The organism is Bradyrhizobium iriomotense, from assembly GCF_018130765.1.
Taxonomy (GTDB): Bacteria; Pseudomonadota; Alphaproteobacteria; order Rhizobiales; family Xanthobacteraceae; genus Bradyrhizobium; species Bradyrhizobium iriomotense_A.
Genome location: NZ_JAFCJZ010000013.1, coordinates 108,256 through 132,054, shown reverse-complemented (window position 1 = coordinate 132,054; position 23,799 = coordinate 108,256). Strand labels below are relative to the sequence as shown.

Annotated in this window: 21 protein-coding genes; 9 read left to right on the top strand and 12 right to left on the bottom strand. The window is 64.4% G+C overall.

The genetic code is table 11. From position 1 onward, the window contains the following. Positions 1–35: 35 nt before the first annotated feature. Positions 36–818, bottom strand: a complete 783-nt coding sequence (locus JQ635_RS22490; RefSeq protein ID WP_246583690.1) for a L,D-transpeptidase — start codon at positions 816–818, stop codon at positions 36–38. Positions 819–1,196: 378 nt separating this feature from the next. On the opposite strand from JQ635_RS22490, the gene JQ635_RS22485 reads away from it, so the two are divergent. After that, positions 1,197–1,520: a hypothetical protein gene (locus JQ635_RS22485; protein WP_211412081.1), complete on the top strand. Its 324-nt coding sequence runs from the start codon at positions 1,197–1,199 to the stop codon at positions 1,518–1,520. 117 nt (positions 1,521–1,637) lie between these two features. On the opposite strand, the gene JQ635_RS22480 is transcribed toward JQ635_RS22485, so the two are convergent. Next, on the bottom strand, positions 1,638–2,399 hold the full coding sequence (locus JQ635_RS22480; RefSeq protein ID WP_211411948.1) for an ABC transporter permease: 762 nt from the start codon (positions 2,397–2,399) through the stop codon (positions 1,638–1,640). Further along, the gene (locus tag JQ635_RS22475; RefSeq protein WP_211411947.1) at positions 2,396–3,319 is read right to left on the bottom strand and encodes an ABC transporter ATP-binding protein; all 924 of its coding nucleotides are present in this window, start codon (positions 3,317–3,319) and stop codon (positions 2,396–2,398) included. The genes JQ635_RS22480 and JQ635_RS22475 overlap by 4 nt, the downstream gene beginning before the upstream one ends. Positions 3,320–3,595: 276 nt before the next feature. Between JQ635_RS22475 and JQ635_RS22470 the strand changes: the two genes are divergently transcribed. Further along, entirely contained in the window at positions 3,596–4,312 is a 717-nt protein-coding gene (locus tag JQ635_RS22470; RefSeq protein WP_211411946.1) for a hypothetical protein, read from the top strand. 32 nt (positions 4,313–4,344) lie between these two features. On the opposite strand, the gene JQ635_RS22465 is transcribed toward JQ635_RS22470, so the two are convergent. Then, complete coding sequence (locus JQ635_RS22465) at positions 4,345–5,523, bottom strand: cytochrome P450 (protein WP_211411945.1); 1,179 nt, start codon at positions 5,521–5,523, stop codon at positions 4,345–4,347. 14 nt (positions 5,524–5,537) lie between these two features. Continuing rightward, the gene (locus tag JQ635_RS22460) at positions 5,538–6,746 is read right to left on the bottom strand and encodes an ABC transporter substrate-binding protein (protein ID WP_211411944.1); all 1,209 of its coding nucleotides are present in this window, start codon (positions 6,744–6,746) and stop codon (positions 5,538–5,540) included. 101 nt (positions 6,747–6,847) lie between these two features. Between JQ635_RS22460 and JQ635_RS22455 the strand changes: the two genes are divergently transcribed. Then, entirely contained in the window at positions 6,848–7,327 is a 480-nt protein-coding gene (locus JQ635_RS22455) for a MarR family winged helix-turn-helix transcriptional regulator (RefSeq protein WP_211411943.1), read from the top strand. A gap of 42 nt (positions 7,328–7,369) precedes the next feature. On the opposite strand, the gene JQ635_RS22450 is transcribed toward JQ635_RS22455, so the two are convergent. Beyond that, on the bottom strand, positions 7,370–8,221 hold the full coding sequence (locus tag JQ635_RS22450) for an alpha/beta fold hydrolase (protein ID WP_211411942.1): 852 nt from the start codon (positions 8,219–8,221) through the stop codon (positions 7,370–7,372). 129 nt (positions 8,222–8,350) lie between these two features. Here JQ635_RS22450 and JQ635_RS22445 point away from each other — a divergent pair, with 129 nt between their 5' ends. Continuing rightward, the gene (locus tag JQ635_RS22445) at positions 8,351–8,971 is read left to right on the top strand and encodes a CGNR zinc finger domain-containing protein (RefSeq protein WP_211411941.1); all 621 of its coding nucleotides are present in this window, start codon (positions 8,351–8,353) and stop codon (positions 8,969–8,971) included. 156 nt (positions 8,972–9,127) lie between these two features. Then, positions 9,128–10,066 (top strand): LysM peptidoglycan-binding domain-containing protein, encoded by a 939-nt coding sequence (locus tag JQ635_RS22440; RefSeq protein WP_211411940.1) that lies wholly within the window; start codon positions 9,128–9,130, stop codon positions 10,064–10,066. 27 nt (positions 10,067–10,093) lie between these two features. Here the strand turns inward: JQ635_RS22440 and JQ635_RS22435 are convergent, their stop codons facing one another. After that, positions 10,094–14,185 (bottom strand): VCBS domain-containing protein, encoded by a 4,092-nt coding sequence (locus JQ635_RS22435; RefSeq protein WP_246583689.1) that lies wholly within the window; start codon positions 14,183–14,185, stop codon positions 10,094–10,096. A 545-nt stretch (positions 14,186–14,730) separates the two neighbouring features. Between JQ635_RS22435 and JQ635_RS22430 the strand changes: the two genes are divergently transcribed. Together JQ635_RS22430 and JQ635_RS22425 are read left to right on the top strand one after the other, a co-directional pair. Next, positions 14,731–15,258, top strand: a complete 528-nt coding sequence (locus tag JQ635_RS22430) for a FecR family protein (RefSeq protein WP_349631878.1) — start codon at positions 14,731–14,733, stop codon at positions 15,256–15,258. Between the two features lie 12 nt (positions 15,259–15,270). After that, positions 15,271–16,125 (top strand): tetratricopeptide repeat protein, encoded by an 855-nt coding sequence (locus JQ635_RS22425; RefSeq protein ID WP_211411938.1) that lies wholly within the window; start codon positions 15,271–15,273, stop codon positions 16,123–16,125. Between the two features lie 16 nt (positions 16,126–16,141). Here JQ635_RS22425 and JQ635_RS22420 read toward each other — a convergent pair whose 3' ends face one another. Then, the gene (locus JQ635_RS22420; protein WP_211411937.1) at positions 16,142–17,215 is read right to left on the bottom strand and encodes a tartrate dehydrogenase; all 1,074 of its coding nucleotides are present in this window, start codon (positions 17,213–17,215) and stop codon (positions 16,142–16,144) included. Positions 17,216–17,236: 21 nt separating this feature from the next. Next, positions 17,237–18,535, bottom strand: coding sequence for an MFS transporter (locus JQ635_RS22415; RefSeq protein WP_211411936.1), 1,299 nt, complete (start codon positions 18,533–18,535; stop codon positions 17,237–17,239). Between the two features lie 126 nt (positions 18,536–18,661). Between JQ635_RS22415 and JQ635_RS22410 the strand changes: the two genes are divergently transcribed. After that, positions 18,662–19,579 carry a LysR family transcriptional regulator gene (locus JQ635_RS22410; RefSeq protein WP_211411935.1) on the top strand — a complete coding sequence of 306 codons (918 nt, stop codon included), beginning with the start codon at positions 18,662–18,664 and terminating at the stop codon, positions 19,577–19,579. 38 nt (positions 19,580–19,617) lie between these two features. Next, positions 19,618–20,442, top strand: a complete 825-nt coding sequence (locus tag JQ635_RS22405) for an aspartate dehydrogenase (protein ID WP_211411934.1) — start codon at positions 19,618–19,620, stop codon at positions 20,440–20,442. A gap of 4 nt (positions 20,443–20,446) precedes the next feature. Here JQ635_RS22405 and JQ635_RS22400 read toward each other — a convergent pair whose 3' ends face one another. The 3 genes from JQ635_RS22400 to JQ635_RS22390 all read right to left on the bottom strand — a co-directional run bounded on the left by JQ635_RS22400 (position 20,447) and on the right by JQ635_RS22390 (position 23,777). Further along, positions 20,447–21,751, bottom strand: a complete 1,305-nt coding sequence (locus tag JQ635_RS22400; protein ID WP_211411933.1) for a PQQ-dependent sugar dehydrogenase — start codon at positions 21,749–21,751, stop codon at positions 20,447–20,449. A gap of 340 nt (positions 21,752–22,091) precedes the next feature. Continuing rightward, complete coding sequence (locus JQ635_RS22395) at positions 22,092–22,718, bottom strand: methyltransferase family protein (protein ID WP_211411932.1); 627 nt, start codon at positions 22,716–22,718, stop codon at positions 22,092–22,094. Positions 22,719–22,745: 27 nt separating this feature from the next. After that, positions 22,746–23,777, bottom strand: coding sequence for an NAD-dependent epimerase/dehydratase family protein (locus tag JQ635_RS22390; protein WP_211411931.1), 1,032 nt, complete (start codon positions 23,775–23,777; stop codon positions 22,746–22,748). Between the last annotated feature and the right edge of the window lie 22 nt (positions 23,778–23,799).

The following is a 23,799-nucleotide window of genomic DNA, read 5'->3' as shown; positions in this document are numbered from 1 at the left end:
GCCTCGACCGGTGAGGGCGGTTGATGGCGGCTGCGTCAGTTCTGATAGTAATAGCCGCGCGGTTGATAATACTGGCGAGGCTGCTGCTGCTGATAATAGTAGCCCTGCTGGCCATAGCCCTGGTCGTAGGTCGGCTGCGGCAGTTGCTGATAGGCCTGCGTGCCATAGGGGCGCGTGATCGGGCGCGGTGCCGGATAGCGCGCGCCGGTGTCGCTGCCGTCCGCCGGATAGATGTAATTGTCGTCCTGCGGCATGTAACGGCGGGCGGGTTGCTGCGGCGGCGTCAGGTTCACGGGATCGCCCGTGGTCGCATACTGCTCCTCTGCCGGCTGCTGGGCGCGGGCTACCGCATTGTTGGTGCGGCCGCGCGGATTGCGCGCCAGCGCCACCTGCGCCGAGCCGGTCAGCGTCACCGTGGTGTTGAGCACGCCCTGCTGCTGCACCAGCGCATAGAGCGTCGATGCGTTCTGCCGCGACAGGCGCACGCAGCCATGCGAGGCCGGCGAGCCGAGCCGGCCGACCGAGTCCGTGCCGTGGATGGCGTGCCCGACCTTGGTGAAGAAGATCGCGTGCGGCATCGGCGCGTCGTCGAATTCCTTGGAGTAGTGATCCTCTTCCATGCGGAAGGCGCGGAAGGCGCCGGCCGGCGTCTCGCGGGAGGGGATGCCTGTCGACACCGGCCAGTGATAGCGCGCGACGCCGTCGACCGCGACGGTCATCTGCTGATTGTCCTTGTCGACGGTGATCTCGACCTTGGCCTGCGCGGTGCCCGCGCTCAAAAGCATCAGCGAGGTGAAAGCGATAAAAAATGAACGCATCTGGAAACGCATCTGACTTCTGGCCTCCGGCCTGTTCACGCTAGAGCATGATCCGGAAAAGTGTGTAGCGGTTTTCCGAAAAGATCATGCTCAAACAATAACACCGCGGCTCTCCGTCCCCCGGCGTGCAATATGTCTGCAATCCGGCTTCCGTTCCAGCGGCCCGCCGACCCATCGTTAACGTGATGTCTGATGTAAGCAAGGCCGCTTTGTGCCGCGCGGCCAGCGCCGATGCTGACATTTTCGCGAGCGGACATGCGTTCACATCGCCGACAATTCGTCACAAAGACGCAACCATTGGCCGCTCGGCGCGTTGATGATGGGCTGCCGATTGGCGGCTTTCGCCGCCGTTTACTCTGTACTTCCCTGGGACTGAAGATGAACAAAGCCCGCGTCACCGCCGCCGTCCTGCCGACTGGATTCCCCGTCCGCCTGCTGTTCGCAGCCGCCGCTATCCTGCTTGCACTGCTCTCGTTGCCTCGAACTGGTCATGCTCAAGGCATCGTGCGCGGCGCCCAGGAAGGGTCTTACGAAGGTAACCGGATCGCCGGTCCCGTAGGAGGCGTGGTTGGTGGTGCGGTCGGCGCCGGTGTTGGCGGCGCCGTCGGTGCGGTGGAGGGCGTGTTCGGCATTCCTCACCGCCACTATCGCCACTGTCGTGGGTACTACGACGGCTACCACCGCTTCCATTGCTACAGGTGAAGACTTCCGCCGTCATTCCGGGGCGCGCTTGGCGCGAACCCGGAATCCATCAGGCGGCAGAGGCGGTAGATGAATGGATTCCGGGTTCGCCCTTCGGGCGCCCCGGAATGACAGCCATCAGTTCTTCAGCCGATATCCGGTGCGGAAAATCCACCAGATCACGATCAGGCAGGCCACCAGGAACGCCACCGTCATGCCGATGCTGACGGAAACGCTGACGTCGGCGATCTCGTAGAAGCTCCAGCGGAAGCCCGAGATCAGATAGACGACCGGGTTGAGCAGCGCGACCGTGCGCCAGCCCGCCGGCAGCATGTCGATGGAGTAGAAGCTGCCGCCGAGGAAGGTCAACGGCGTCACCACCAGCATCGGGATCATTTGCAGCTTCTCGAAGCCGTCGGCCCAGATGCCGATGATGAAGCCGAACAGGCTGAACGTCACCGCCGTCAGCACCAGGAAAGTCAGCATCCAGATGGGATGATGGATGTGCAGCGGCACGAACAGGCCGGCCGTCGCCAGGATGATCAGGCCCAGGATGATCGACTTGGTCGCGGCGGCGCCGACATAGCCGAGCACGATCTCGAAATAGGAAATCGGCGCCGACAGGATCTCGTAGATCGTGCCGGTGAATTTCGGGAAGTAGATGCCGAAGGAGGCGTTGGCGATGCTCTGCGTCAGCACCGAGAGCATGATCAGGCCCGGCACGATGAAGGTGCCGTAGCTGACGCCCTCGACCTGGCTGATGCGCGAGCCGATCGCAGCGCCGAACACCACGAAATAGAGCGAAGTCGAAACGACGGGCGAGACGATGCTTTGCAGCAGCGTGCGCCAGGTGCGCGCCATTTCGAACAGATAGATGGCGCGGATGGCGCGGTGATTCATGACGTCCTCACGAGGTCGACGAATATGTCCTCGAGCGACGATTGCGTCGTGTCGAGATCGTTGAAACGGATGCCGGCGTTGCGGAGGTCGCTGAGCAGGCTGGTGATGCCGGTGCGCTCGCCCTTGGTGTCGTAATCGTAGACCAGCGTCGCGCCAGCATCGCAGAGGTCGAGCTCGTACTGCGCGAGGCTTTCCGGCAGCGAGGAGATCTTGTTCTGCAAGTGCAGCGTCAGCCGCTTCTTGCCGAGCTTCTGCATCAAGGTCGCCTTGTTCTCGACCAGCACGATCTCGCCCTTGTTGATGACGCCGATGCGGTCGGCCATTTCCTCGGCTTCCTCGATGTAGTGCGTGGTGAGGATGATGGTGACGCCGGACTGCTGCAGCGTGCGCACGACCTCCCACATGCCCTTGCGCAGCTCGACATCGACGCCGGCGGTTGGCTCGTCCAGGAACAGGACCTGCGGCTCGTGCGACAGCGCTTTCGCGATCATCACGCGGCGCTTCATGCCGCCGGAGAGCGTGATGATCTTGTTGTCCTTCTTGTCCCAGAGCGAGAGGTCCTTCAGCACCTTCTCGATATGCGCGGGGTTCTTCGGCTTGCCGAACAGGCCGCGCGAGAAGCTCACGGTCGCCCACACGCTCTCGAAGGCGTCGGTGTGCAATTCCTGCGGCACGAGGCCGATCAGCGAGCGCGCCTTGCGGTATGAGGTCTGGATGTTCTCGCCGCCGACCAGGACCTTGCCTTCACTCGGATTGGCGATGCCGCAGATGATCGAGATCAGCGTGGTCTTGCCGGCGCCATTCGGGCCGAGCAGAGCAAAAATCTCGCCACGCTTGATATCGAGATTGACGTTCTTGAGCGCCTTGAAGCCGGACCCATAGGTCTTCGACAGATTGGCGACGGAGATGATGGAGGACATGATGGCCGGCAGGGTGGGGGAGGGAGGCTGGAACCGGCCCGGGAGGGCGGTCAGCGGAGCCCTGAGATAGGAATGCCCTTGCCCGGCCGCAATCGGCTGGAGAAAAATGGCCTCAAAACGGGCCCTTCGGTGGCAGGTTCCGGGCAAGTGTTGCGCAACCGCCACGGGCTGCGGCTAAGATTGTCGCTCACGCGGCTCTTTGTTGCGTCTGCGAGCGGGCCATGGCTACGATTCCGGCCAATCGCGAAGCGTATTGTCCCCAGGGAAAACATTGAGATGAGACCGAACGGCCGTCACACCGCCGGCGCCAGCCAATTGCCCGCCCTCCGCGCGTGGGCGATCTGTCTGCTTCTGCTGTCAGCTGTTGCCATCAACCCGACCACCGCCAAGGCCGCGCCAACCCAGGCTGCGGTCCAGACCACGCATGTCTATCTGCTGCGCGGCGTGCTCAACATCTTCTCGCTCGGGCTCGACACGATCGGCTCCCGCCTCCAGGCGCAGGGCATCCCGGTGACCGTCGCCAACTTCGTGTCCTGGTCCTCGCTCGCCGATGAAGCCGCGACCGCCTACCGGGCCGGCCGCATCAAGACCATCATCCTGGTCGGCCATTCCTCCGGCGCGACCGCGCTGCCTGACATGATCGCCAAGCTCAACCAGCTCGGCGTGCCCGTGAAGCTCGCGATCGGCCTCGATTCCGTGTTCAAGACCAAGCTCTCGACCGGTGCCGAACGCTACATCAACATCTATATCGGCGACGGTCCCGGCGAGCCGGTGCGGGCCGCGGCGGGCCTGCGCGGCAAGCTCGACAATGTCGACGTGCGCGGCACCGGCGTCGGCCACATCTCGATCGACAAGAACGAGGCGATCCAGCGCCGCGTCATCGCCGAGATCGACGCCGCGATCATGCGCTCGCGCGCTCCGGCGGCTCCCGTCGCCGAACCCGGCGCGCCGCGGTCCGCGCGGTCGGCGGCGGCAACAGCGCCGCGGAACTGAGCGACGCCCATGCCCGGATCGTGTGACGCAGCCTAAGCGGCCGTCACGCGGACCGGCATGGTCTCCAGCCCGCGCAGCGAATTGTTGAGCCTGCGTTTCGGCTCGGCCGTGAGCTCGATCGTCTTCACGCGCCTTGCGAGCTCGCTGAAGATCAATTCGCCTTCCAGGCGCGCGATCATCTGGCCTACGCAGGCGTGGATGCCGGCGCCGAAGCCGACATGCCCGGTCGCGACACGTTCGACGTCGAAGCGGTCGGCTCTGTCCCACCGCGCTGGATCCCGGTTGGCGGAGGCCATGAACAGCAACACCTTGCGGTGGGCGGGGATCACGCCGCCTGCGATCTCGACGTCGCGCGAGGTGGTGCGAAAGAACGTCTGCACCGGTGAATCATAGCGCAGGCCTTCCTCGAACGCGTTGCGTGCCAGCTCCGGCTTATGGTGGAGCTTGCGGTATTCCTCCGGATGGGTGGCGAGCGCGAGCAGGGTGTTGCCGATGCCGTTGACGGTGGTGTCGATCCCGGCGGTGAGGAACGGCCGCACCAGATGCGTTGCCTCGTGCTCGGTGATCTCGCCCTCGTCGGCCGCCTGGTAGATCATCATGCCGAGGCTGTCGGGCCGTAGCGCATCTCGCGCACAACATTCCATGATCCAGCTCTGCGCCGCGAGGCCTTCCTTCCTTGAAGCCGCGGCTATCTCGTTCTCCGGGCCGAAGCTGTTGAACACGAACGTGCTCCAGGCCAAAAGCTTCTCGCGGCCGTCTGGCCGGATGCCGATCGCGTCCGGAAACACCTTCATCGGATAGGCTTCCGCAAGATCGGTCACGGCATCGAAGGTGCCTTTGTCGATCAGCTCCGAGACCTTCTTCTCGGCCTCCTGCTGAAACGTCTCGCGCAGCTTCCTTGCGACGCCCGGAGACAGCGTCCGGCCGAGCACCCGGCGGCCCTTATCATGGTCGGGCGGATCGATCTGGAGCGTCAGCGGTTTTGGCAGCGCCGGATTCATGCCGTGGAGCCCGACGCCTTCGCCGCTGATGAACGTCTTCCAGTCCTTCAGCGCCGGCTCGACCTCGGCATAGCCGGCCATGGCCCACACGCCGTAATGCTCCAATTCGAACACGGGCCCGAGCGCGCGTAGCGCCGCATAGGCAGGATAAGGGTCCATCAGGAAGTCAGGCGCAAACGGGTCGACCGGGCTCGATGCGATGCCGCTCATGGTCAGCTCCGCTGCTATTGCTTGCTAAGCGGGCATTGGCCTTCGCTCTCGGCGCGGAATGCGTCCTCGCCCTTTATGGTGGCGACGACCTTCAGCAGATCCCAGGCCGACGTCGATTCCTCCGGTGCCTTGACCTGGAGCAGGTAGAGCGGGTGGATCTTGCGCCCGTCCTTGCGGATATAGCCCTTGCCGAACAGCGGATCGTCGGTCGGCATCTCCTTCATCGCGGCGACGACGGCCTTGCCGTCCCTGGCGCTGCCGACCTTGTCGACCGCCTTGAGGTAGTGAATGACCGAGGCATAGACGCCGGCCTGCATATCGTTCGGATAGGCCTTCGATGGAATGCGCTCGGCGAAGCGTTTGGCGAAGGCCCGCGTGCCGTCGTTCAGATCCCAGTAGAACGGGTTCATGATCTGCGCGCCTTGCGCAAATTTCAGGCCGAGCGCGGGAAGGCCGTTCATGCCGAGGATCAATCCGACCAGCTTATGATCCCTGGTCAGCCCGAATTCGGCAGCCTGCTTCATCGAGGTGATGGTGTCGTCGCCGGCGTTGGCGAAGCCGACGACGTTCGCGCCCGATGCCTGGGCCTGAAGCAGGAAGGAGGCGTAGTCGGCCGTTCCCAGCGGATGCCGCACGCTGCCGAGCACCTCGCCGCCTGACGCCTTCACGGCCTCCGCGGCCTGCTTCTCCAGATCGTGACCGAAGGCGTAGTCGGCGGTGATGAAGAACCACTTCTTGCCGCCCTGCTGCACGATCGCCTTGCCGAGGCCGCGTCCGTAGGCATAGGTGTCGTAGGTCCAGTGCACGGTGTTGGGCGTGCACTTCTCGCCGGTCAGCAGCACCGTGCCGGCGCCCGATCCGACGAACACCTTGTTCTTCTCGGCGCTCATGCCGGCGACCGCGAGCGCGATCGACGAGTTCGGGATGTCGAAGATCGCATCGACGCTCTCGTTCTCGTACCAGCGCCGGGCGATGCCGATCCCGATATCGGTCTTGTTCTGATGGTCGGCCGCGACGACCTCGACCGGCTTGCCGGCGGCCTTTCCGCCGTAATCCTCGACCGCCATCTTGGCGGCGACGACCGAGCCGATGCCCTGATAGCTCGCGAACGGACCGGACTGGTCGTTGAGGATGCCGATCTTCACCACGTCCTGCGCGAACGCCGGCGCCGCGGTCAGCATCGCGGCCAACATGCACAATTTATGCAGAAATTTGCTGTTCATTGTGTCCCTCTCCCATGGGCGGTCTTGGTGCCGCTTAATAATAGTTATATTTTATAGCTATTTTTGAGAGTGTCAATTCGACCCGCCTTGGATTGCAAATCATGAGCCCGAAGACCACGAAATCCGGAGCAAAATCTGCTGAGCAGCAGGAGAAAACGCTGGATCTGAGTGCGCTTCAGCGCACGCCCGGCTTCATGCTGCGCCTCGCGCAGTTGAAGTTCTTCGAAGGCTTCTATGAGGAATTCGCCGCACTGGGCCTGACGCCGGCAACCTATGCGATCTTCGCCGTCATTCGCGACAATCCCGGCGTGCCGCCGAGCAGCCTTGCCAGCCTTCTTCGACTGCGCCTACCGAACCTGATCAAGATCCTGAACGAGCTCGAATCGTCCGGCTTCATCAAGCGCAACCGCTCGAAGTCCGATCGCCGTGCGGTCGAGCTCATGCTCACGCCAAAGGGTGCAAAGCTCATTGCCGAGGGAGCAAGGCTGACGGAGCCGTATAATCGGAAGATGCTGGCTCCGCTGAGCGAAGCCGAGCAGCGCACGCTGCTCGACCTCTTGAACCGGATGCTGCCGCTTTAGGCCGGCACGCAATGTGGCAATCGACGATCGCCACAACTCTCGTCACTTCAGGAACGCGCGAATGCTCTCCGCGATCTCCTTCGCATGCGTCTCCAGCGCGAAATGGCCGGTGTCGAAGAACTGCACGACCGCATTGGGATTGTCGCGCTTGAACGCTTCGGCGCCGGGCGGAATGAAGAACGGATCGTTCTTGCCCCAGACCGCGAGGAACGGCGGCTTGTGCTTGCGGAAATACTCCTGGAATGACGGATAGAGCGCGACGTTGCTCCTGTAGTCGCCGAACAAATCGAGCTGCACGTCATCGGAGCCCGGACGCGCCAGATAGAAATTGTCGAGGTTCTGTCCGTCCGGCGACACCAAGGTCGGATCGGGGACGCCATGGGTGTACTGCCAGCGCGTCGCCTCCGGCGTGAGGAAGGCACGCAGCGCCTCGCGGTTGGCCGGCGTGGGGTCCTGCCAATAAGCCTTGATCGGCGTCCAGCCGTCGCTCAGCCCGTCCTCATAGGCGTTGCCGTTCTGCGAGATGATCGCGGTGATCCGTTCGGGGTGACGCAGCGCGAGCCGGAAGCCGGTCGGCGCGCCATAGTCGAAGACGTAGACTGCGAAACGATCGAAGCCGATCACTTCAGTGAAGCGCTCGATCACCTGCGCGACGTTGTCGAAGGTGTAGCGGAAGCTTTCTCGTGCCGGCATGTCGGATTGGCCGAAGCCGGGCAGGTCCGGCGCGACGATGTGGAATTTGTCGGCGAGCAGCGGGATCAGGTCGCGGAACATGTGGCCGGCACTCGGGAAGCCGTGCAGCAGCAGCAGCTTCGGCGCACCTCGAGAGCCGGCCTCGCGATAGAACACCTTGAAGCCATCGACGTCGGCGGTGCGGTAGGTGGTCGGGGTCATGACCGTCTCCATTGCTGATAGTAACCCGTTAAGAGCCTTAATTTAGGTTACGTAGACCATGAGTAACTTGTCAATATGCATTTTACTGGTTACTAACGGTGACGTTGTTTCGACGGCCAAGGACCGCCCATGGATCGCCCGCCCGCCATGTTCATCGCCGACTCGCTCGGCCTCGATTTCCTCAACTCGGTGGCGACGCCAGTCGATACGCCCGTCGATTGGCTTGACGATGGCGATGGCCTGATCGATTGGCTCGCCCAGGCGAAGCTGGTGCCGGCGGAGGAGCTCGACACGTTGAAGGCGCACGCAAAGCCCGGCGAGCTCGACGAGGTCGCTGGCGAGGCGCGCGCGTTGCGCGAATGGTTCAGGGGATTTGTACTGGAGCATACGGGCCGGCCGCTTGGGCCGAGCGCGCTGGAGGAGCTCGGTCCGCTGAGCAGCCTTTTGCAACAAGACGAAATGTTCAGTCGTATCGAACCGCGGCAGGATGACAGCAATCATGGCCTCGCGCTGCGGATGATGCGGCGCTGGCGCTCACCGCAGGCCCTGCTGCTGCCCATCGGCGAGGCGATGGCGAAGTTCGTTTGCGAGGAAGACTTTTCCGATGTGAAGGCGTGCGAGGGCCATAACTGCACGATGCTGTTCGCCGATCACACCCGCAGGCGCGCGAGGCGGTGGTGCATCATGGCGGTCTGTGGCAACCGCGCCAAGCAAGCCGCGCATCGCAGCCGCCTCAAGGGCAGGCAGTGACGGGCCGGCAGCGCACCCATCCGGCAGGTCACGGAGCCTTGATGCGCGCGGCGGTGCGTCGCGCCCAAGTTCCCGTGCCCCAAAAACCACCCAATCGGTCGTCACTAAGCCGGTTTGGGAGAGGCCCTTGCCTCCCGCGGTGGGACTGCTGGACTGATGATTGATTTGAGGCGGCTAGTCGTGCTGGCAGCGGTGGCGCTGCTTGCCTTGGGCAACGGCATAGCCGTGGCCTCACCCGCCAAGTCGAAGCGCCCGGCCGTGACGGCCACAGCGCCGCCTCCCGCTCCGCCCGCCGAGCCGCTGCCGCCGCCGAAAATCTACCTGTTCCGCGGTGCCATGGGGCCGATCTTCTCGACCGGCATGGACCGGCTCAGCGAGAAGCTGACGCAGGCCGGCTTCTCGGCCGACGTTTATGAATTCACGATCTGCCGGCTGATCGGCAACCGCGCCATCGCCAGCTACAAGGAGAGCCCGGCGCCGATCGTGCTGATCGGCCACTCCATGGGTGGGCTGTGCTCGGTCGTCATCTCCGAGATGGCGGCCAAGGAGAACATCCCGATCAGCCTCGTGATTGCCATCGATCCCGCGCATGCGACCGGCGACGTGCCGCTCAACGTCGAGCGCTTCATCAACATCTTCCTGTCCGACAGCGTGCTCGGCGGCGGCGATGTCGTGGCGGTGCCCGGCTTTCGCGGCCATTACGCGAGCTACGATCTGAAAGAGAACAGCCGCGTCTCGCACATCAATATCGAGAAGTCCGACGACATCCATCGCCAGATCGTCGAGATGGTGACGCAGCTGCCGCGCATTCCGCCGCAGACCCAGCCTGATGCCGTGCCGCTGCGCTATCTCGTGCCCGCGGATGCGCTGGTTGAACTGTGGGATAGCGGCGTGCGGGTGCCGGTGCGCCGCGGCGACACCCTGGAGAGCATCGCCGCAGCCAATCGCGTGCCGCTGTGGACGCTCGCACAGAGCAACTCGCTTGCAGAGAACGCGCAGCTCACCCCGGGCCAGACCATCATCGTCCCGCGCCATCTGACGCCGCCGGAGCCGGCCGCCGCGATGGCGACGCCGCCGCCCGCCGGGCGGAAGTAGCGGAAGAGCGGGTTCAGCAGATCGAGCTCACACCAGGAGATCGTGCGGCACATGAGAGGCGGCCAAGCCGCCCACCCCGTGAGCGCCATCGTCCAGCGGCGGAACCTCGCCCGTTGTCGCGGCACCACCATGTCCGTAGGCATGTGCCACGCCTTCATGATGATCGAGCGGCGCCGGGAGATCGCCCAGAAATGCGATGCTCGATTTCTCGATCGCCGGATTCACGAAGTTGAAGGAATCGCCCGGTCCGGACGAATGGCCCTGCGGGTTTCCGTGGGAGCCGTGCGTGTCGTCTACCGCAGAATGAGGTTGGTCATTGGGCTTGTCGAGCGCCTGCATCGAAGCATGATTGTGCTCGCTTGCTTGAGATGGATTCGAATGAGCGTTGCCGCCGTTCACGAGGCCTTTCTGGTGGGCGATATCAAGAAGTGCACTGGCGGTATCGGCAAGGTCTGCATGGCCATGAGCCTCGGCAGCCTTGCCGTTATCTAGATGCTGGTCGATGGCTGGGAGCGCATCCGGAATGCTGAAAGCTGTGGCATGATCTTGCTCCGTCATGCCGGTCGCGCCGATTCCGTTCGGATGGATGCTGTCGTCGGTCCGGGGTGGTTCGAAGACAAATTTGAAGGACTCCATCGATAGCGAATGGATTGCCGGTTCCGAGAGGCCGGGGAGTGTTGTAGTCTCGTCCGGGGCGGAAGCGGTGATCTCGTGGCTCCACCCGCTGTGATCCCGATCGATATCGAAGGGATAGCTCACATCGATTGCGGTCGAGCTTCCGTCCAAGGAAACCGAGCTGCTGCTGTCCGTCGCCCCGGTGGAGGCGTCGGAGGTGCTCAATGTCGCGACCGCCGCATCGCCTAGCGTGGCTGCGGCAGGATCGAGGGTATCGCTCGCCGCCAGGACCGGGGCCGCGGCTTGATCCACGATGAAGTCCGAGGAATCGATGGTCGCGACACCCTGGAGATGAACTTCCAGCAGGCTGGAATCGCCGATCTCCAGGGTTTGATCGGTCGGATTGACATACACGACGGTTTCGTTGGCCGAGCTGTCGTAGATCCAGGCGATGGTATGGGGCGGCACGGACGAGCTTGTCGAGCTCAACGCCAGGATTACGAATCCCAGCGCGCCGATCGCCGTCAAATCGATCTTGTCGCTTCCCGATCGGAAATCGGTGATCGTATCGAACTGGCCGGCTCTGGAATCGACCGCCGACAGATAGACGAAGACGTCATCGCCGTTGCTGCCCGTGAGCTTGTCCGCACCGAAGCCGCCGATGATGGTGTCGTTCTCGTTGCTGCCGTCGATGGTGTCTTGCCCGGAGCCGCCGTAGATGACGTCGGCCCCGTTGTTACCCTTGATCGTGTCGTCGCCGGATCCGCCGAAGATGGTGTCGTTCACGCCGGTCCCGTTGAGGGTGTCGTCGCCGGCGCCGCCATAGACGATCTGGGGAACGCTGCCGCCGCCGGCGACGCTGTCGTGTCCAGGCGTGCCGTAGACGAACGGGGGATCGGTGACGACAGTTGATCCCGTCGCCAGATTGTCGAAATCGTTGGGGTCCGCGTCGCTGGCGCCATGGATGGCGATCGTCACCTCTTGCGTGGTGCCGTCGATTGACGTCACCGTGAAATGATCGGTGATCGTGTCGCCGACATCCAGCGCGTCCACCACGGCGTTGTTATTGTCGAGCGTATAGGTCCACAGCCCGGACGCGGTCATCGTGAAAGTGCCGTAGCCGCCGTCGCTGGCCGTGGGCGAGGTCACCGCCGTAAAGGTGTTGGCCGGATTGTCGAGGTCGGTGTCGGTGAGCGTGCCGGTCGCGACTGGCGTGCCGGAGGCGATGCCGCCGGCTTCGAGCACCGAACCCGTCGTCGTTCCGGATATGGAAGCGGCGTCGTTGGTGCCGTTGATCGTGATCGTCACCAGCTGCGGCGTGCCGTCGACCGTGGTCACGGTGAACTGATCGTTCAGCGTATCGCCGACATTGAGCGCCTGCACGGTGCCGTTGCTATTGTCGAGCGTGTAGGTCCACGTGCCCAGCGCCGTCATCGTGAAGGTGCCGAAGCCGCCCGCGCTCGTCTTTGGCGTGGTGACCGGGGTGAAGGTGTTGGCCGCATTGTCAGGGTCGAGATCGGTCAACGTGCCGGTTGCGGTCGGCGTACCGGGCGTCCCATTGGCCACACCTCCGGCCTCGATCACCGAGCCGGCCGCCGTTCCGGAAATGACCGCCCCATCGTTGCTGCCGTTGATGGTGATCGTCACTGTCTGTGCGGTGCCGTCGGCCGAGGTCACCGTGAAACTGTCCGTCAGCGTGCCGCCATTGTTGAGGGCCTGTACTGTGATGTTGTTGTTGTCGAGCGTATAGGTCCACACGCCCGCCGCGGTGATGGTGAAGCTGCCATAGCTGTGCGCGCTTGCCGTCGGCGTATTGACCGCCGCGAAGGTGTTGGCGGGGTTGTCGACATCCGCCGCGAGAAGCGTACCCGTCGCGACCGGCGTGCCGGGCGAAGTGCCGCCCGCCTCGACGACTGAACCGGTCGCGGTCCCGGAGATGATTGCGGCGTCATTCGTGCCGTTGATCGTGATCGTCACCAGCTGCGGGGTGCCGTCGATCGTGGTCACGGTGAACTGATCTATCAACGTATCGCCGGCATTCAGCGCCTTTACCGTACCGTTGCCATTGTCGAGCGTGTAGGTCCACGCGCCGCCGGCGGTCATCGTGAACGTGCCGTAGCCGCCTGCGCTCCTGGTCGGCGAGCTGACTGTCGTGAAGGTGTTGGGCGGATTGTCGACATCGGCGTCTGTGAGAGTGCCAGTTGCGCTTGGTGCGCCCGGCACCGAATTGGCGACGCCGCCCGCCTCCACCACTGTGCCGGCGGCGTTGCCGGAGATGATGGCAGTGTCGTTGACGCCGAGGATGTTGACGACGAATGTTCGGCTCGTCGAGAACCCGCTGTCCGAGACCGTGATGACGAAACCCATGGTCGTCGGCGACGACAGGGCATTGATGGCAGCCGCGTTCGGAACAAAAGTATAGGCGCCGGATGCGCTATTGAGATAGAGGGTGCCATACGCACCGGTCTGCGAGAGATCGTAGGTCACTCCGTCCAGGACCGTGGTGCCGGCCGTCCCGCCGCTGAGGCCGTAGGTGAGGGCGGAATTGATCGGGCTGCTGGCGGTGAAAGTGCCGGTGGTCGCGGTGAACGTGTCGTTGAATGCAATCGTGTCGATCTCGGTAGGTCCGCCCGGCACGTTCAGTGACGGCGGCGGGCGTACGATCAAGGGAATGTCGGCCGGCGACAGTGCCGGAAGCAGGTTTAGCGGCGCCGGCGCGTTATCCGGGTTGAAGTTGATGTGCTGCAGCGAGGGGGCAATGATGCCAGGTGGCGTACTGGACCCTGTCGGGCCTTGCGTGAGGTTGGCGAGCACGTCCTGCTGGGCTGCGCGCAGCTCCTCCATGCGAGCAGCGCTGTTGGCAACCTGACTCACGCTGACCGAGGAGCCGATCCTGTTCAGGATGACGGTTTCGCCCGGATCGTCGACAATGATGTGTCGCGGCACCCGCTCCTTGGTGATGAGCTCGAACGCGCCGTGCTGCAGGTCCTTGTAAGTGAGCGTATCGCTATCCAGAGACGCGCCGTCAGGGTCCGCGCCTTGCGCGTCTTTCGTCATCGAGAACGTCAGCGCCGCCATCGTCAGGATGCCGAAGCCGGTCGCATGGGGACGGCCGCGAATGCTGCCAAGGGGCGTGTCGACCGTCAGGGCGCCGCTGTTTGCCAGCCGACCGGCCGCGAACGCAAAGCTTCCGCTGGTGACCGCAACGATTGTCGAACGCGGAGCGCAGTCGGATTCGGAGGCGAACTCGCGCAGTTCGACGCGAGCTCCGCTGGCGACGCTGAAGATGGTGTCGTCGAGAAGCCGAATCCCGATCTGCGCATCCGCCGCCGTTTCGATTACGTCATGGCGGCAGACAAGGTCGCCAATGCTGACCTGCGTGGCCGGGCCGTCATCGCGCGTGAGGGTAACGTATCCCAACGTGCTTTGAACGATGCCGATGATCTGGAGGGGAAAAGTCTTGGTGACCCCGTTCTGGGGTCCAACGCCAAACGCAACTGACATGGCCGTGGCCTCGCGCGCCGAATAATTCCGGCTCGGCGCGGTGCCGTGGTCTTCTTGTCGGTATTGCTACGCCGCGGGCGCAATTTTTGGCGCTAGCAACCCCAGGCCTGCACGCCGAAAACGTCTGGTATGAAATGCGAACTTTATAGGTATAGCCAACGTGATGGCAGGTTCAGCGGAGATGCCTCTCCGCGACAACAATTTGCGCTCTCAAGAAGTTGACGGTCGAGCTATGCGAAATCTAGCTCACTTTCGCTGGCCAGGCAAACGGCTTGGGCCTAAGATTAAGCACGGCAGAGTTGCTTTTTCTGGACGACGGTCCGTTAGGACCGATCCAGGTTGTAGATATTCACGATGCACGCGAGCTTGGTTGAGGCTCATATAGCTCCCATCAAGCGCCACGCAGATCTTCTCGGAAAGGGCGGGTCATGTGCAGGCATACGATTGCAGTTTTGGTGACTGGTTTCATTTGGGCATCGGCGAGCGTTCTTGCTGCGCCAGCGCAGGCTCAAGTCAATCCCGTGACACGCGGCCCCGAGGACGTTGTGCCGAAACCCATCGGCAAGGTCGTCGCCGTTGCAGGCTCGGTCTCGATCGAGCATGCAGGTGCGGTCGTCGTTCAGGCGAAGCTCGGCGATCCGGCCGCGCAAACCAAGGTCGGCGATGCCGTCTATCTGCGCGACGTGGTGCGAACCGGGGCGGACAGCCGGGTCAGCATCAATTTCAGCGATGGCTCGTCGTTCAATCTGTCGAGCAATGCGCGCATGACCCTGGACGAGTACGTGTACGAGCCGGACGGCAAGTCCAACGCAACGTTCTTCAATCTGGCCAAGGGAACGGCGACCTTTGTCGCCGGCCAGATCGCGAAGAGCGGCGATATGAAAGTCGATACGCCCGTCGCAACGATGGGAATCCGCGGTACCACGCCGCATATCGAAATTGCGGATGACGGCGCGGTCAGGTTCTCGACTCTCATCGAAGAGGGCAAGAGCAAATTGCTGAAGAAGCGCATGACTGCTGCAACGCCGGAGCAGGGGAGCGCTCCCAGGCCGAACATCTGCAGAGGATGCTGAAGCGACACGGACATGACGTTCAGGGCCGCCATCATCGACAGCGTCGCGCCCGTTCTCGTGCTGCTGTCGATCGGCTCGCCCGCGGTCGCGCAGCAGCCGCAGAAGAAGAGTCAGCTCCAGAGCATTGAGCAGTGCAACGGCACGGACCGTATTCCGGCCGAGGTCCGGATCGCCGGCTGTACGGCGCTGATCAATTCCGGTGATACCAAGCCGGAGGCGCTGGCTGTGGCTTACAACAATCGCGGCAACGCCTATGCCGCAGCGGCGGATTACGATCGCGCGATCAGCGATTTCGATCGGGCGATCGAGCTCGCCTCAGGCTATGTCAAGCCGGTCAACAATCGCGGCGTCGCCTATTTGAGGAAGGGAGCCTATGAGGACGCGGTCAAGTCCTTCGACGAGGCAATCAGGCTCAAACCGGACTATGGCAGCGCCTTCGCCAACCGCGCCGAAGCCCACCTGAAGCTGAACCAGTATGATCGGGCCGCGCGGGATTTCGACGAGGCCATCCGGCTCGATCCGAACTTGACGTGGGCGCGGAGTGGACGCTGCTGGACCCGAGCGATCACCGGCGACCTGCAGGCCGGGCTCGATGACTGCGACAGCGCGATACAGTCGGGATCGAACGATGCCGCGACATACGATTCACGCGCGCTGATCCATCTGAAGATGGGCCAGTTCGCCGCGGCCATCGACGACTACAATTCCGCGTTGCGCCTGGCGCCAAACCTGGCAAGCGCGCTCTATGGACGCGGACTTGCCAGGCTCAGGCAGGGCGACGCCGCCGGCGGCGACCGCGACGTCTCGGCGGCAAAGCTCATCGATCTCAAGATCGCCGACGCGTTCGCCCGCTACGGCGTGCAGTGACGTCGGGATTGGTCCGCTAGACGTTCGACCCCTGGATCGCGTCGATCACGGCGTCGGTCACTTCCCTGGTCGTCGCCTTGCCGCCGACATCGGGCGTCAGCACGCCCGCCGCGCAGACGCGCTCGACCGCCGCCATCAATCGGCTGGCCGCATCCTTTTCGCCGAGATGCTCGAGCATCTGCGCGCCGGTCCAGAACGTCGCGACCGGGTTGGCGATGCCCTTGCCGGTAATGTCGAAGGCCGAGCCGTGGATCGGCTCGAACATCGAGGGGAAGCGGCGCTGCGGATCGATGTTGCCGGTCGGGGCGACGCCGAGGCTGCCGGCCAGCGCGCCGGCGAGATCCGAGAGGATGTCGGCGTGCAAATTGGTCGCAACGATGGTGTCGAGGCTCTTCGGATGCAGCGTCATGCGCACGGTCATGGCGTCGACCAGCATCTTGTCCCAGGTCACGTCAGGGAATTCGGTCGCGACCTCGGCCGCGATTTCGTCCCACATCACCATGCCGTGGCGCTGCGCGTTCGACTTGGTCACGACGGTCAGGAACTTGCGCGGCCGCGACTGCGCGAGCTGGAACGCATAGCGCATGATGCGGGTGACGCCGACGCGGGTGAACACCGCGACTTCCGTGCCGACCTCTTCCGGCAGGCCCTTGTGCGCGCGGCCGCCCATGCCGGCATATTCGCCTTCCGAATTCTCGCGCACGATCACCCAGTCGAGGTCGCCGACGCCGACATTGCGCAGCGGCGAGGCGACGCCCGGCAGGATTTTTGTCGGCCGCACATTGGCGTATTGGTCAAAGCCCTGGCAGATCGGCAGGCGCAGGCCCCACAGCGTGATGTGGTCGGGCACATCGGGGGCGCCGACCGCGCCGAAATAGATCGCGTCGAACTTCTTCAGCTCCGCGAGGCCATCGGCCGGCATCATCACGCCGTGCTTCTTGTAATAGTCCGAGCCCCAGTCGAACGTTTTGACGTTGAAAGCGAGGTCGCCGCTGCGTTTTGCGAGAGCCTCCAACACGCGGACACCGGCCGAGATGACCTCGGGGCCGATGCCGTCGGCGGGAATGGCTGCGATCGAATGGGTGCGCATGGATGTGCTCCGTTTGAGAGATCAGTGGGATTGCGGGACGGGTTCAACGGGCGCGGTTTTCGCGCGCGACAATAGCAGGGTCAGGACCGCCGAGAGAACGAGCAGGCCGCTGACGAAATAGAGTCCGCCGACAAAACTGCCGGTCTGGTCCTTGATCCAGCCGATCATGGCGGGGCCGACGAAGCCGCCGAGATTGCCGATCGAGTTGATGGTGGCGATCCCGGCCGCGGCCGCAGGGCCGGACAGGAACAATGTCGGCATGCTCCACAGCGGCGGTTTTGCCGAGGAGATGCCGATATTGACCAGCGCCAGCGCGACCAGCACGGCGACGACGCCGGCCGCAAGGCCTGCATAGGCAAGGCCCGCGGCGGCGATCAGGCAGGCCCACACGACGTGCCAGGTGCGCTCGCCGGTGCGGTCCGAATGCCGCGCCCACAGGATCATGGCGACGACGGCGGCCGTCGCCGGCAACGCATTGAGGAAGCCGACCTGGAGCGAGGACAGGCCGAACTGCTTGATGATCTGCGGCGCCCAGACGCCGAGCGTGTAGAGGCCCGCGGAGGTGCCGAAATAGATCAGCGACAGCGCCAGCACGCGCGGATCGGCGAGGCCCCGCCAGATGCTGTGGCTCGCGGTCGCGGCCTTGCTGGTGGTCTCGACGTTCATGGTCTCAACCAGCCAGCGCCGCTCGTCCTCAGCGAGCCATTTCGCTTTCTCGGGGCGATCGGTGAGGAAGCCGAGCACGACGAAGCCGAGCAGCACGGCTGGCAGCGCCTCCAGCACGAACAGCCATTGCCAGCCCTTGAAGCCGAGTAGTCCGTCCATCTCCAGCAGCGCGCCCGAGATCGGCGAGCCCAGCACGGTCGAGAGCGGCGCGGCCGCCATGAATAGCGCCGTTACGGCGGCGCGCTGCCGCGCCGGGAACCAGTAGGAGAGATAGAGGATGATGCCGGGAAAGAAGCCGGCCTCCGCGACGCCGAGCAGGAAGCGCAGGACGTAGAAGCTGGTCGGCCCTTGCACAAAGGCCATGGCGGCGGAGACCAGACCCCAGGTGATCATCACCCGCGCGATCCATATCCGGGCGCCGATCTTGTGCAGGATGATGTTGGAGGGCACCTCGAACAGGAAATAGCCCCAGAAGAAGATGCCGGCGCCGAAGCCGTAAACCGCGGGGGAGAGACCGATGTCCTTGTTCATCGTCAGCGAGGCGAAGCCGATATTGACGCGGTCGATGAAGGCCACGAAGTACAGCAGCATGATGAAGGGAACGATGCGCCAAGTGATCTTGCGCAGCACGCGCGTCTGAATCTCGCTCGCCACCCTGGCCTCCCGGTTTTTTCGTTGTGCGGCAGCGAGCCTAGGCGGGGCAAGGAGATGAACTCAATTGGCGCTGGTTTATACAAAAAAATGATATAATCCTCGCTGGGCGAGACGAGAGGACACTGGATGGAATTGCATCAGTTGCGATGCTTCGTGGCGGCGGCCGAGCAGCTGCATTTCGGCCATGCGGCGCAGCAGCTCCAGATGCTGCCGTCCGCACTCGGCCGGCAGATCAGGCTGCTTGAGGAGGATCTGGGCACGCGGCTGTTCGCGCGGACCACGCGCGCGGTGTCGCTGACGGAAGACGGCACGACGCTGCTGCGTGATGCTCGCGCCATCCTCGCCAAGGTCGAGGCGGTAGAGAGCAATCTGCGCAATCGCTCGCGCGCAGGGGCCGCGCGGCGGCTCCGGGTCGGCGCCATCGACAGCGCGGCGGCGGGATTGCTGCCGCCACTGCTGCGCGATTTCCGCGCCAGGCATCCTGACATCGCGGTGCAACTGCTCGAGGACAAGACGGTCCGGCTGCTGCCGAAGATCCTGACCGGCGCGCTCGACCTCGCCTTCGTCCGCCCGCCCGAACGCGCGGACAAGCGGCTCGAATTCCGCGATCTGCTGCAGGAGACCGCCATCGTGGCGTTCCCGCGGCGGCATGCGCTGGCCGGCAAGAAGTCCATCACCCTGGCGGAGATCGCCGACGAGGCGATGCTGGTGCCGGACCGCCGCTCGCGGCCGCACAGCCATGACCTCACCATCAAGCTGTTCGAGCAGGCCGGCTTGATGCCGCGCATCGTGCAGGTCGCCGACGAGAAGCAGACGATCATCAATCTGGTGGCAACGAAGCTCGGGGTCGCGATCGTGCCGCGCTGGACGACGCGGATGGCTGTTACGGGCGTGCGCTTCGTGCCGCTGCGGCCGAAGCAGAGCGGCCCGGTCGGCCGGCTGCCGCTCGCCGCGGCCTGGCTGCGCGGCTCGCGTGATCCGGCCCGCGATGCCATGCTGGCCGTTCTGGAGGCCCGCCTGCGCAGCTATGCGCGGGAGGCGTGAGCGGCTATGACATTGGCCTGGACAAACGGTGGGATACGATGACTGAACAGAAAGCTTCGGGCGAGTTGAAGATTGCCATCGCAGGCCTGGGCTCGATCGGCACCAAGATTGCGACCGCGCTCGATCAGGGCATCGAGGGCCTGTCGCTCGCGGCGGTCGCCGTGCGCGACCCCGCCAAGCATCAGGCCTTCATCAACGGCCTGCGTCGTCCGCCGCAGATCTTGCCGCTCGACCAGCTCGGCGACGCCGCCGACATCGTGGTCGAATGCGCGCCGAGCAGCCAGCTGCGTGCGATCGTCGAGCCCGCGGTGAAGCGCGGCAAGGCCGCGGTCGTGGTCAGCGTCGGCGGGCTGCTCGACAATTTCGATCTGGTCGATCTCGCCCGCGCCAATGGCGGCCGCATCATCGTGCCGACCGGCGCGCTGATCGGCCTCGATGCCGTCAACGCCGCTGCGATCGGCACCATCCATTCGGTGAAGATGGTCACGCGCAAGCCGATCGACGGGCTGAAGGGCGCACCCTTCATCGTCCAGAACAATATCGACATCGACAATCTGCGCGAGCCGCTAAAACTGTTTGAGGGCAGCGCGCGCGAAGCGGCGAAAGGCTTTCCGGCCAACGTCAATGTCGCTGTTGCGCTGTCGCTGGCGGGCATCGGGCCCGACCGCACCCAGATTCAGGTTTGGGCCGACCCCACCGTAACGCGCAATGTTCATCGCATCGAGGTCGAGGCGGATTCGGCGCGGTTCTCGATGGGCATCGAGAACATCCCGTCCGAAAATCCCAAGACCGGCCTGATCACCGCGCTGTCCGTGATCGCGCTGCTGCGCAAGCAGCGCGCCACGCTGTGCGTCGGGACGTGAACCGTTACGCCCCCGTGACGCGCCAGATCACGTTGCCGACGTCGTCGGCCATCAGCAGCGACTTCTTGTCGGGGCCGATCACGACGCCGACCGGGCGGCCGTAGGATTCCTTTTCGTCCGGGGACAGGAAGCCCGACAGGATGTCGCGACCGGGGCCGGAGGGCTTTCCGTTCTCGAACGGGATGAACACCAGCTTGTAGCCGGAGAGCTTGCTGCGGTTCCACGAGCCGTGCTGGCCGATCACCATGCCGTCGGGGAAGCCGGGCAGGGTGCCCGATGGCATCCAGCACAGGCCGAGCGAGGCGGTGTGGCCGCCGAGCGCGTAGTCCGGTTGAATCGCCTTGGCGACCATCGCCGGATCCTGCGGCACGCGATCGTCCACCGTCTTGCCCCAGTAGCAATAGGGCCAGCCATAGAAGCCGCCGTCGCGCACCGAGGTGAGATAGTCGGGCGGGGTCTCGTCGCCGAGCCCGTCGCGCTCGTTGACGACGGTCCAGAGCACGCCCGTCGTCGGCTCCCAGGCGAGGCCGACCGGATTGCGCAGGCCAGCACCGAAGATGCGATGCGTGCCGGCGGCGAGATCGAACTCGTAGACCGCGGCGCGGCCTTCCTCGACCTCCATGCCCATCTCGGCGATGTTGCTGAGCGAGCCGACGCCGGCATAGAGCTTCTTGCCGTCGGGGCTTGCGAGCAGGCTGCGCGTCCAGTGCCCGGCCGGCTTGAAGGTGGTCAGCCGCTTGCCCGGCGCGGTGATGCGGTCGGCATTGGCGACGTAAGGAAAGGCCATCACGCCATCGGTGTTGCCGACATAGAAGGTGTCGCCGACCAGCGCCATGCCGAACGGCTGGTTGAGATTCTCCATGAAGGCGCCGCGCACTTCGGCAACGCCGTCGCCGTCCTTGTCGCGCAGCAGCGTGATGCGGTTGGCGGACACGCCGAGCGCCGCGGCGCGCCGCATCGTCGCCTGCATCGCGTAGTGGAACACGCTGCGCGGGGCGCCTGCGACCTGCGTCGCCTCCGCGATCAGCACGTCGCCATTCGGCAGCACCTCGATCCAGCGCGGATGGTCGAGACCGGCCGCGAACGCATTGACCTTGAGCCCGGGCGCGACGGTCGGCTTATGGCCCTCGCTCCAGCCGCGCGCGGTCGGCATCTTCAGCGTCGGGATCGCGCCTTGCGGCTTGGCCTCGGGAATGGCGGGCGCCTGGCCCCAGGCGGGCGGCGGCTCGGTGCCCGTCATCTTGCGCCATTGCAGCGCGATGCCGCCGACGAATGCGACGAACTGCGCGAAGATACTGGAAAAGGTCATGAGAAGCCCCTGTCGAACCTGCGGCACAGTCCAACGCCGGATCGCCAAAAACCCGCGCGGGCTCAGGCCTGATCGTCGACCTCTCCAGATCCACGATAGAATGTCGTCGTGCCTCGTTGCGCGCGCATCCAACTGGCTGGCGGTAAAAAGGTCAACGTCGCGGAACTGGACGGACGTCTATTCCCGCGGAATGGCAGATGACCAAATTTGCATGGAGAGCAGGGGGCCTGCAGCCTCGCCGCGCAATGAGTTCCCGTAGCCCGGATGAGCGAAGCGAGATCCGGGGCGACTGGTCCCGCATGTCGCTGCGCTCATGCGGGCTACGAGCGCTGCGACGCCCTCACCGCGGCGACAGGAACGGAATGATCATCGGCACGCGGCGGCAATAGGCGCCGTAGGCGTCCTCGCCGAGTTCTTTCGACAGGAACACTTCTTCCATCCGGCCCTTCTGCCACATGCCGAGCGAGATCAGGATCGCGCCGAGGATCGCCGTGACGGTGCCGACCGCGATGCCGGTCGCGAGCATGCCGGCGATCAGGCCGGTGTAGATCGGATGGCGCACGATGCCGTAGGGGCCGGTATCGATGACGCGATGATCTTCCTTGTGGGTGATGGTGTTGGACCAGAATTTTCCGAGATGCAGCCGTCCCCACCAGGTGAAGGAGATGCCGGCGAGCACGATCAGGGCCGTGATGTAGACAGCGAGGTTGCTGAACACCCAGAGCGGCTTCTCGCCGAGCACTTCGGCGGTCCACGGCGTGAACAGGATGCCGCCGACCAGGATCGGAATGCGATAGCGGCCGGACTCCAGCGTCAGCACCTGCTTCTGGGTGCGGCCCTGCCAGAACGAGGCGCCGACCCAGCTGGCGAGCCAGGCGAGCCAGATCAGGGCGAGCAGTTGCGTCGGCCAGGTCGTGGTCCAGCCACCCCAGGCGACAGAGAGAAGCTTGCTGAAATCGAAGGACATGAAGGTTCTTTGCGTTAGGCGGCGGCTTCAGCCCGCGCGCGAGGAGAGCGCGTGATGCTTGATGGCGCCGGAGGGCTGCTGGCCGTTGCGGGCGAGCAGATGGGTGATGGTTTCGCGCAGGACCGGCTCGATCGGGCGCGGCGAATAGCCGAGCTCGTTACGGGCCTTACTGATCGAAAGATCGCTCGCGGCCAGCGCGATGCGCACGCCCTCGGCGGTGCCGTTGGGCGGCCGGCGCGTGAAGTTGTCGGACAAATATTCGAGCATGATGCCGGAGAGCTCGGCGATCTTGCCGGGCACGACGACCGGGAACTGGCGGCGGCCGCTCATCGCCGACATCATCCGCAGGATGTTGCCCAGCGGCACGCAGTCGCCGCCGAGGATGTAGCGCTGGCCGATGCGGCCGCGCTCCATGGCCAGCGCGAGGCCCATGGCGACGTCGCGGACGTCGACGAGATTGACCAGGAAGTTGAGATGCGGCTGCACCTTCTTCTGCAGGAAGTACCAGAGCATCGCGGTCGGCGGCGTCAGGTTGTGGTCGGCGGCGCCGATCGGCATGGTCGGCGTGCCGATCACCAGCGGAAAGCCCTCGGCCGCGGCCTTGGCGGCATGATGCTCGGCGAGCGACTTCGACCGTGTATAGGCGCCCGGCATCGCGTCGGCCGGCTGCAGCGCCTCTTCGGCCGGAGCGCCTTTGAGGTCGGTATAGGGGAACAGGATCGATTCCGTCGAGCAGTGCAGGAAGCGCGACACGCCGCGCTTCATCGCGGCCGCCAGCACGACCTCGGTGCCACGGCAATTGACGTCGTGAAAGTCCTGCTTGTTGGCGACCCACATGCCGGGCAGGCCGGCGAGGTGATAGACCTGATCGACGCCGGCCACCGCGGCATCGACCGCGGCGCCGTCCAGCACCGAGCCATGAACATAGTCGACGTCAGCGTTCGCAGCAGTCGGCGGACGAACATCGAGAACACGCACCCGCTGCCCACGGGCACGGAGCGCTTCTACGAGATGATGTCCGATGAAACCGCTGCCACCGGTAACCAGTACGAGAGCCATGAAGAAGGTTTGCTGTTTCGCT